The sequence below is a fragment of the Novosphingobium sp. TCA1 genome (genome assembly GCF_009811895.1).
In the GTDB taxonomy this organism is placed as follows: domain Bacteria; phylum Pseudomonadota; class Alphaproteobacteria; order Sphingomonadales; family Sphingomonadaceae; genus Novosphingobium; species Novosphingobium panipatense_A.
In genome coordinates, this window is the sequence record NZ_BLJH01000001.1 from 709,623 (window position 1) to 719,334 (window position 9,712).

Consider the following 9,712-nt stretch of genomic DNA (forward strand, 5'->3'; position numbering starts at 1 on the left):
ACGCATATGACGCCGGACGGCCAAGCGCACCGGAACAAAAGGATGAGGAACCCTATGTCGAAGCTGAAGCGCATGACTCGCCTGACCTGCGCTGTGGGTTTGATCCTTGCCGGTTCGCTTGCTTCGCAGCCCGGCCTAGCAAGGACACCGGCTGCCGCTCGGCCTCAGACCCGCCCCAACATCGTGCTGATCGTGCTGGACGACACCGGCTTCTCGGACATCGGCGCCTTCGGATCGGAAATCCGCACGCCCAACATCGATGCCCTCGCCGCTGGCGGGCTGCGCTACAACCACTTCGACACCAAGGCAGTCTGCTCTCCGACCCGTGCTTCGCTGCTGACCGGGCGCAACCCGCAGACCGTGCGCATGGCCGACCTGCCCGCCAAAGTCCTCAACCCCGCCGACATGACACGCGACCGGGGCGAGCTGCCGCAGAACGCCAGCACCATCGCCCAGGTCCTGCACCGCGCTGGCTACGCCACCCACGGCTACGGCAAGTGGCACCTCGCCCCCGAGGACGAGGACGGCTCGCCAGGCCATAACGGATCCTGGCCGCTCCAGCGCGGCTTCGACGACTTTTACGGTTTCTTCCTGGGCTGGTCGGATCAATATCACCCGGACCTGATCGAGGGGAACCGCACGCTCCCCAAGCCCGACCGGCCCGGCTACCACTTCTCGGTCGACATCACCGACCATGCGATCAAGGCCCTCCCCGCCAATCCTGTGCAGCCACAGTTCGTCTACCTCGCCTTCGGCGCCGCCCATGCACCGATCCAGGTGCCCAAGGCCTATATCGACGCCTATGCGGGCATCTACGAAAAGGGCTGGGATGCCCTGCGGCACGACCGACTGGCGCGCCAGAAGCTGATGGGCATCATGCCGCCCCAAGCGGAGCTATCCCCCCGCGCCGACGGTGACCGCGCCTGGGCGAACCTGACGCCTGCCGAGAAAACCGTCTTCGCCCGCTTCATGGCGACATACGCTGGCTTCATCACCCATACCGATGAGCAGATCGGGCGGCTGGTGCAGCACCTCAAGGACACCGGGCAGTTCGACAACACGCTGATCATCCTCGTTTCGGATAACGGCGCGGCGTCCGAAGCCGGGCAGAAGGGTTCGTTCGACCAGATGTACCGGCCCAATACCCTGACTCCCGAACAGATGCTCGCCCGTATCGACGAACTCGGAACAGACAGGACGCAAAGCGAATACCAGCGGCCCTGGGCCTATCTGGGCTCCACCCCTTACAAGCGGTACAAGATCTGGCCGCAGCTCGGCGGCGTGCGCACGCCCATGGTGGTGAGCTGGCCCAGCCGCATTCGCGACGGTGGCAAGGTCCGCACGCAATATGTCGACGCAGTCGACATCGCGCCCACCTTCGCCGCCGCAGCCGGTACGGCCTTCCCCAAGTCGATTGCGGGCCTTGCGGAAATCGCGGTAGCCGGCAAGTCGTTCCTGCCGACGATCGCTGATGCTTCCGCGCCCGCCGCCCGCAACGTCCAGTATTTCGAGCTGCGCGGAAACCGGGCCATCACCCAGGGCAAGTGGCGAGCCCTGGCGGTCCACCCGCGCGACGGCGATTTCGCCAAGGACGTCTGGCAACTCTACGATACCGAGGCTGACCCGGCCGAGAACCACGACCTGGCCGCCGCGATGCCCGCCAAGCTCAAGGAACTCCAGGCGCTCTGGTGGTCGGAGGCGCGCAAGTATTCCGATCCGCCGCTGGCCGAGGCGCCCAAGCCCTTCCGCTACCGCGAGATGTTCGACGGCAGCGGTGACCGCACAGCCGCCCCGGTCGAGGGGCCGAAGTAATGCTGCGGTTTGCCCCGGCACTCGCCGCGCTCGCCCTGAGCACCATGATCGGCGGCATTCCGCCCGCTCTCGCCGCCGGTCCGACCACGGCTTCGGCCAGCGCCCCTGTGCCTGCTGCCCGCACCTCCGGCCCGCCCAATATCATCCTGATCCTGGCCGACGATTTCGGGGTGGAGGGCATCAATGCCTATGGCGGCGAATACCACACGCCCCATGTCGACAGACTCGCCGCCGAAGGCACCCGTTTCGACAATGCCCATGCCATGCCGCTCTGCTCGCCCTCACGCGTGCGGCTGATGACCGGGCAGGAGAACTGGCGCAATTACGAGGCCTTCGGCTACCTCGCCCCCGGCCAGCGCACGTTCGGCAATGTCATGAAGGAGGCGGGCTACGTCACCGGCATCGTCGGCAAATGGCAGCTCATGGGCAACGGCTTCGACGGCCGCACCGGCATCACGCCCGAGGCCGCCGGGTTCGACGAAAGTTACTTGTGGCAACTCCAGGCGCTGACGCCCAAGGGCTCGCGCTATTGGGGGCCGACTCGTGCCGCCAACGGCACGCCGAAGATCAGCGAGGAAGGCTTCGGCCCCGATTTCGACAGCCGCAAGGCACTGGACTTCATCTCGCGTCACAAGGACAGGCCGTTTTTCCTCTATTACCCGATGGTCCTGGTTCACAATCCCTGGGTCCAGACCCCGGATTCGATGACCGCCGAAGGGGCCGCCAAACGGTTCAACGGCATGGTGTCCTACATGGACCGACTGGTCGGCGATCTGATGGCCCGCCTCAAGGCCGAAGGGCTGGACCGGAACACTATCGTCATCTTCACCGGAGACAACGGCACCAACCGCCAGATTACCTCCATGCGCAGCGGTCACCCGGTGCGCGGCGGCAAGGGCACGACCGAGATCAACGGCACCCATGTCCCCCTCATCGCCTGGGGGCCCGGCATCCCCCAAGGCAGGACGAGCGAGGCGCTGGTAGATTTCACGGATCTGCTGCCCACTTTCGCCGACATGGCCGGGCAGCCCGCCCTTGCCGGTAAAGTCGACGGCGTGAGCCAGTGGCCGGTAATCGAAGGCAAGGCGCGTGCCGCGCGCAGTTCGATCTTCATGCACTATGCGCCGATGTGGCAGTTCCGGCCCGAGCGCTTCGCCTTCAACGCCCGGTGGAAGCTCTACGGAGATGGCCGCTTTGTGGCGATGAACCCTGTTTCCGGCGTCGAGACCGAAGTGCCCAGCGGCGAACGCAAGGGCGAGGCGGCGCGCCAATATGCAGCGCTGCGCAAGGTTCTGGACGATACCCATGACGGTCCGCTCGATCCCACACGCTATCCCTGGTGCGAGGGGGAGCGGTCGGTCGATCCCGGACAGCCCGCCACGGTCGCCGGTTGCGGCAGGACGCCGGGAGGAGAAGAATGATGCACCGTACGCTCGTTTCCGCAATGATGGCGGGCACATGCCTGCTTGGCCTGCCCGGCTGCACGACGAACGCCGCCCCAACGCACACCGCCTCGGCGCACCGACCTGCCGCCGCTCGCCCCAACGTCGTCGTCATCCTGGCCGACGATCTCGACTGGGCGGATGTCTCCACGTACGGCCGTGCCGATGTACCGACGCCGAACATAGACCGGATCGCGAAGACCGGCGTGGCCTTCTCCAGCGGCTATGTCACCGCCTCGGTCTGCGCGGTCAGCCGCGCGGGGCTGCTGACCGGACGAATGCCGCAGCGCTTCGGCTTCACTTACAACATCAACGACGAAGGCGACGAAGGCGCGGGATTGCCCGTCGACCAGAAGACCCTGGCAGAGCGCCTGAAGCCGCTGGGCTACCGCACGGCCGCCTTCGGCAAATGGCATCAGGGCGCGGAGCGACAGTTCTACCCCACCGAACGCGGCTTCGACGAATTCTTCGGCTTCATCGCGGGCGAAACCAACTACGTGGACCCGAAGACGCCGGGCATCGTCACCACGCCCACCAAGGCGGACAAGTATCCGATCACCCCGCGCACCGGCCATCACGCCATGGTGGAAGGCCCCGATGCAAGACCGGCCGACGATTTCACCCGCTACCTGACCGACCAGATCACCGACCGCGCCGTGGACTTCATCGACCGTTCCGCCGAGGACCGGGACCGCCCCTTCTTCACTTATGTCGCCTATAATGCGCCGCATTGGCCTTTGCAGGTTCCACAGGCTTATTACGATCGCTTCCCGCAAGTGAAGGATCCGGTGCGCCGCACCTATATCGCCATGATCGCGGCGATGGACGATGGTATCGGCCGTATTCTCGACAGTCTTGAAGCGCGCGGGCTACGCGACAATACCATAGTCGTGTTTCTCTCCGACAACGGCTGTCCTACCCGCTTCGGATTCTGCAACCCGGACCATCCTTGGGGATCCGGGAAGTTCACTTATCTCGAAGGCGGGGTGCGCGTGCCTTTCGTGCTGTCCTGGCCTGCGGGCCTGAAGCCGCAGGGGATCAGCGACAGTCCGGTCTCCTCGGTGGACATCGCCGCCACCGTGCTTCACGCGGCATCCCCCCGCAGCCCCCTGCCCGCCGAGCTGGACGGACGCGATCTTGTGGAAACCGCCCGCTATCCCGATCCCGACCGTCTGCTCGTCTGGGGACAGGAGCCGGTCTATGCCGCAAGGCGCGGCGCCCGCAAGCTCTGGGTCTCGCACGACTGGAAAACCTCGCACCTCTACGACCTGAACCGCGACCCGGCCGAGCTGGAAGACCTCTCCGCCACCGACCCGGCGAGCGCGGCCGATCTCTCCGCCGAAATCGAGCGTTTCCGCGCAGGCTTGCCCGATCCGCGCTGGAAGCTTCACTTCACCCGCAAGACCACCGTCAACGGTCGCGAGACCGAATGGGTCTACTGACGAGGAACACCGATGAAGACCAGAACCGCTCTCCGCGCACTTGCCGGTGCCGCCTGCTTCGCCGCCCCAGCCCTTTCAGCACTTGTACCATTGTCGCCGCTTGCCGCGCAGGCCAGGGCGCCTGCCGCCGCGCCTGCCACGCAGGAAGCCCGCCCGCGCAACATCATCTTCGTCCTCGTCGACGACTTGCGCTATGACGGCATGGGCTTCCTCCAGCCCGGCCTGCTGAAGACGCCGAACATCGACCGCATGGCGAAAGAGGGAACCTACTTCCCGAACGCCGTCGTCACCTCCTCGCTCTGCAGCCCCAGCCGCGCCACGATCCTGACCGGGCAGACCGCGCGCAATCACGGCATCGTCGACAACAACGACGGTTCCGAAGCAGGGCTCACCTATTTCCCGAGCTATCTCCAGCAGGCCGGTTACGACACCGCCTTCTTCGGCAAGTGGCACATGGGCACCAGCACCGACGCGCCGCGTCCCGGCTTCGACAAGTGGGTAAGCTTCATGGGCCAGGGCAATTACTGGCCCGCCAAGGCGACCACGGCCCACTCCTCGCCCGATCTCAACGTCGACGGCAAGGAAGTGCCTCAGAAAGGCTACATCACCGACGAACTGACCGACTATGCGATGGACTGGCTGACCAGGGAGCGCGATCCGAAGAAGCCCTTCTTCCTCTATCTCAGCCACAAGGGCGTCCATTCCGACCCGCTGCCCCCGCCGCGCTATGCCAACCAGTACGACAAGGCGAAGTTCACCCTGCCCGCCAGCGCCGCCAATACGCCGGAGAACAACGCCGGCAAGCCGGTCTGGGTGCAGAACCAGCGCAATTCCTGGCACGGCATCGACTTCTTCTACAATGCCGACGTCCCGATGACCGAGTATCTCAAGTACTACTACGGCACGCTCTCCGCGATCGACGACAGTCTCGGCCGGATCATGGATTACTTGCGCAAGAACCATCTGGAGAAGGACACGCTCGTCGTGTTCACCTCCGACAACGGCTACATGGTCGGCGAACATGGCCTGATCGACAAGCGCAACGCCTACGAGGCGTCGATCCGCGTGCCCCTGGTGGTGTGGGAGCCGGGCACCGTGCCCGCCAACAAGGTCAACCCCGGCCGCATCCGCAATCTCGACTTCGCACCGACGTTCCTTGACGTGGCGGGCGCCAAGCGCCCGGAGCAGTTCGAAGGCACGAGCGCCTGGAACCTCTGGGCAGGCAAGCAGGCCCCGAGCGACTGGAAGCCGGGCGACTTCACTTACGAATACTACTGGGAATACAACTTCCCCATGACGCCGGGCACCTTCGCCATCGAACGGGACCGGGTGAAATATATCCAGTATTACGGCGTCTACGACACAGACGAACTCTACGACCTGAAGACCGATCCCGAAGAAATGCACAATCTCATCGAAGATCCCAAGTGGGCCGCGAAAACGCAGGAACTGCGCATTGCGCTCTATGACCAGCTCGCCAACCGGGACGGCAAGCATATGATCCCCTACGGCGCACGCCTCTCCACCGGCGCGGTGCGGCGTGACGTGAACGGCACCCGCGCGGCGGACTTCCCCGCATCGTGGTACATCAAGCCGAACCCGACCGACCGGCTCGACCCGATCCTCCCCGACGGTCCGGCCAAACTCAAGGCGCAGGCCGAAGGCAAGCCGCTGATCTACACCCCGCCGCTGAAGGACGAACTGGTGAAACAGGTCGGGAGCGCAGGCCAGTGACCGTGGTTTCACGCCGCGCCGTGCTCGGTTCGATCGCCGGAGCGACCACTCTGGCGGCCACGGGCACCGCCGCCCGCGCCGCCGCGCCGGTCCAGCGGCCCAACATCCTGTGGATCGTCAGCGAGGACAACAACCCCTACGTCGGCGCCTATGGCGACAAGCTGGCCCATACGCCCACGATCGACGGGCTCGCGGCCAGGGGCCTGCTGTTCCGCAACGTCTATTCCAACGCCCCGGTCTGCGCACCTTCGCGCTTCGGCATCCTTACCGGGGTCTATCCCGAAAGCTGCGCCCCGGCGAACCAGATGCGCGCGGTGGGCAAGCTGCCGAAGGCATTCCGGACATATCCCGAGCTGATGCGGGCCGCGGGCTATTTCTGCACCAACAGCGCGAAGACCGACTATAATTGCGACGTGGATCCGCAGGCGATCTGGGACGGACAAGGCAAGGCCGCGCACTGGCGCTCGCGCGAAGACAAGAGCCAGCCGTTCATGGCCGTGTTCAATTACGAGACCACGCACGAATCGAAGATCTTCAAGCCCACGCAGGGCCGCGTGACGCCTGACATGATCGACGTTCCGGCCTTCCTGCCGGACACGCCCGGCATCCGCCAGGACTTCGCCAGCTACTACAACCTGATGGAAAAGATGGACGGCCAGCTTGCCGAACGTCTTGCCGAGCTGGAGGCCGACGGGTTGAGCGAGGACACCATCGTCTTCCACTATTCAGACAATGGCGGCGTCCTCGGCCGGTCCAAACGCTACTGCTATGACGAAGGTCTGCGCTGCGAGATGGTGGTCTATGTGCCGGAGAAGTGGCAGCACCTGATGCCCGGCCGCCCCGGCAGCGAAATCGCCTCTCCGGTCAGCTTCATCGACCTGGCGCCCACGGTGCTGGCATTGGCCGGGGCCGCGCAGCCGCCGCAGATGACCGGGAAGGCCTTCCTCGGGCCCAAGGCCGCGCCGCAGAAGTACGCCTTCGGCATGCGCAATCGAATGGACGAGAGGATCGACTTCCAGCGCACCGTCACCGACGGTCGCTGGCGCTACATCCGCAACTACATGCCGCACCGGCCGCTGGGCCAGCATCAGGCCTTCGAGTGGCTTGCCAAAGGCTATCAGGAATGGGAGCAGGCCTATCTCGACGGTACGCTGACGGAAGCCCAGGCCCGCTTCTTCCAGCCCAAAGCCTTTGAGGAACTCTACGATCTCAAGACCGATCCCGAGGAACTGCACAATCTCGCCGCAGAACCAGCCCACCGCGCTTTGCTCAAGACCTTGAGCCAGGCGCTCGACGAGCACATGCTGGCAATCCACGACAATGGCTTCCTGCCCGAAACCATGGCAGGCGAAGGGTGGGAGGCGAGCCGCAATCAGACGCTCTATCCGCTCAAGACCGTCATGACGCTTGCCCGCACCGCTGCCGTGGGCCGGATCGAAAGGCTGCCGTCGCTACGCAGCGCCCTGACCAGCCCGACTGAGGTTCTGCGCTACTGGGCAGCCATGGGGCTGCTGATCCTCGGCGCTGGAGCCGCCCCGGCCAAAGTCCAAATGCAGGCGGCTCTAGCTCGGGAAACCTCGCCTCACGTTCGCATCGCCCTGAGCGAAGCGCTCGCCCGTCTGGGGGATGACGGCACTCCGGTAACGGCGCTTGTCGCCTTGTGCGGCGAAGACCAACCCTGGCAAGTACGGCTGCATGCGATCAATGCTCTGACCTATATCGGCGCGGCTGCAGCGCCTGCGCTGGAAGCAGCGAAGCAGGCCATGAGCGGTTCCAACGAATATCTGAAAAGCGCAGGCAAGTATCTGGTGCTGCAACTGACAGGCACCTACACCCCGGCAGTTCAGGTGTTCGACTGGGAGGGCATGCAGGCCCGGATCAAGGCTGGAGGCGCACCATGAACACAGGTCCCGCTGCCCCCGCGCCCACACTCGACTATGCATTCTCGGCAAGGGTCGCATTGCTTGATCCCATCGATCACGGCATCGTCGAAGGGCGCCGTCGCCGCTTCGTGCCGATCAGCGGCGGCGTAGTCGGCGGGCCGCGTCTCGAAGGCGTGGTTCTGCCGGGCGGCGGCGACTGGCAGGCGATCGGATCGGACGGCTCCACTCTGGTCGATGCTCACTATGCGCTGCAGGCCCGCGACGGGACGGTCATCGACGTGCGCAATGCGGGGGTGAGAATGGCCAGCGTTGAAGTAAGCGATCGGATCGCGCGGGGGGATCCCGTTGATCCCGGCAGCTACTACTTCCGCACCGCCCCCCGTTTCGAGGTGCGCGATGGCCCCCATGCCTGGCTTCGGCAGACCATGTTCATCGCCCGCGGGGTGCGCTATCCCGACGAGGTCGTGATCGATTTCTATCAGGTCGGCTGAGAACGAAGGTCATCACCTTTGAATGAAGCCCTTCTTGATCCTTCGCCGTGCCCTCTTAAACGCCACCGACACGAAGAACCTCACGGATCAGGCGAGGTGCATCAAAGATACTATGAAAGTTAGCCTTTGAAGAAGCAGGTCTCGCCAGCAAATAAACTGGCAGATGGCGGGTAATTAAAACAGGATAGCTGCCCCTGATCTGTCATATCTGTCGTTAGCGCACGCATATTGTGCGCATTTAACGACGGCGCTGATGGACCTCTGGTGGAGTTCCTTTTGGCCCCAGAAGGCGGGAAGGACCGAGTAGATCTCATCGCGCGCATTGAATGGCACAGGAGGTTTTCTTACGCCGATACTGTGCCAACGATACGCTCGTTCCGCTGCTGGTCTCCGGGAAACACTAACCGGGGTATGGATCTAGTTTCGTGATAGCCGATGATGGAGCCAACTGGACACGGCAACAGTTTTTCGACTGTGCCGGTGTGAACGACGAGCTGCTCCACCCCGCGTCACCGTGTGCGTGCCTTGTTGAGAAGACACGAAGAGGGCCTTGGGGTTTATCCCTTGGCCCTCGTTGTTTTGTCATTGTGATGGGTTTTTTATCAGCACGCCGGCTTCAATGCCTGGCGACGTCCTACTCTTCCAACGCTTGAGCGTTAGTACCATTGGCGCTGTCAGGTTTCACGGCCGAGTTCGAGATGGGATCGGGTGGGTCACTGACGCTATGGTCACCAAGCAATGGAGACGGCGTGCTGTTTTTCAATCGATGTTGCCCGTGCTGCTCCAAGTTGGAGCTGATATCTGGCTGGATGATCGTCCGATCATCGCTGACGGTGCTGCGTGTTAGGCAGGACTGTCATTGATGGTGGGATTCATCAAGCATGAACAGAGTTATTAGGACCGGTTAG

6 protein-coding genes and 1 rRNA gene are annotated in these 9,712 nt (G+C 64.0%); 6 read left to right on the forward strand and 1 reads right to left on the reverse strand.

Features of this window, described 5'->3' with window-relative positions:
- Positions 1-54: 54 nt before the first annotated feature.
- From NTCA1_RS03285 to NTCA1_RS03310, 6 genes are read left to right on the forward strand one after another with little or no spacing between them, the layout of a single operon-like run.
- On the forward strand, positions 55-1,812 hold the full coding sequence (locus NTCA1_RS03285) for an arylsulfatase (RefSeq protein WP_236549072.1): 1,758 nt from the start codon (positions 55-57) through the stop codon (positions 1,810-1,812).
- Positions 1,812-3,233 (forward strand): sulfatase-like hydrolase/transferase, encoded by a 1,422-nt coding sequence (locus tag NTCA1_RS03290; protein ID WP_159828188.1) that lies wholly within the window; start codon positions 1,812-1,814, stop codon positions 3,231-3,233. Before NTCA1_RS03285 ends, NTCA1_RS03290 begins: the two co-directional genes overlap by 1 nt.
- Positions 3,233-4,696, forward strand: coding sequence for a sulfatase (locus NTCA1_RS03295; protein WP_236549073.1), 1,464 nt, complete (start codon positions 3,233-3,235; stop codon positions 4,694-4,696). The genes NTCA1_RS03290 and NTCA1_RS03295 overlap by 1 nt, the downstream gene beginning before the upstream one ends.
- Before the next feature lie 12 nt (positions 4,697-4,708).
- On the forward strand, positions 4,709-6,430 hold the full coding sequence (locus tag NTCA1_RS03300) for a sulfatase (protein WP_159828190.1): 1,722 nt from the start codon (positions 4,709-4,711) through the stop codon (positions 6,428-6,430).
- Positions 6,427-8,331, forward strand: coding sequence for a sulfatase-like hydrolase/transferase (locus NTCA1_RS03305; protein ID WP_159828192.1), 1,905 nt, complete (start codon positions 6,427-6,429; stop codon positions 8,329-8,331). Before NTCA1_RS03300 ends, NTCA1_RS03305 begins: the two co-directional genes overlap by 4 nt.
- Entirely contained in the window at positions 8,328-8,804 is a 477-nt protein-coding gene (locus NTCA1_RS03310) for a DUF3237 domain-containing protein (RefSeq protein WP_159828194.1), read from the forward strand. Before NTCA1_RS03305 ends, NTCA1_RS03310 begins: the two co-directional genes overlap by 4 nt.
- A 621-nt stretch (positions 8,805-9,425) precedes the next feature.
- On the opposite strand, the gene rrf is transcribed toward NTCA1_RS03310, so the two are convergent.
- Positions 9,426-9,540: ribosomal RNA gene (gene rrf / locus NTCA1_RS03315) — 5S ribosomal RNA — on the reverse strand.
- Between the last annotated feature and the right edge of the window lie 172 nt (positions 9,541-9,712).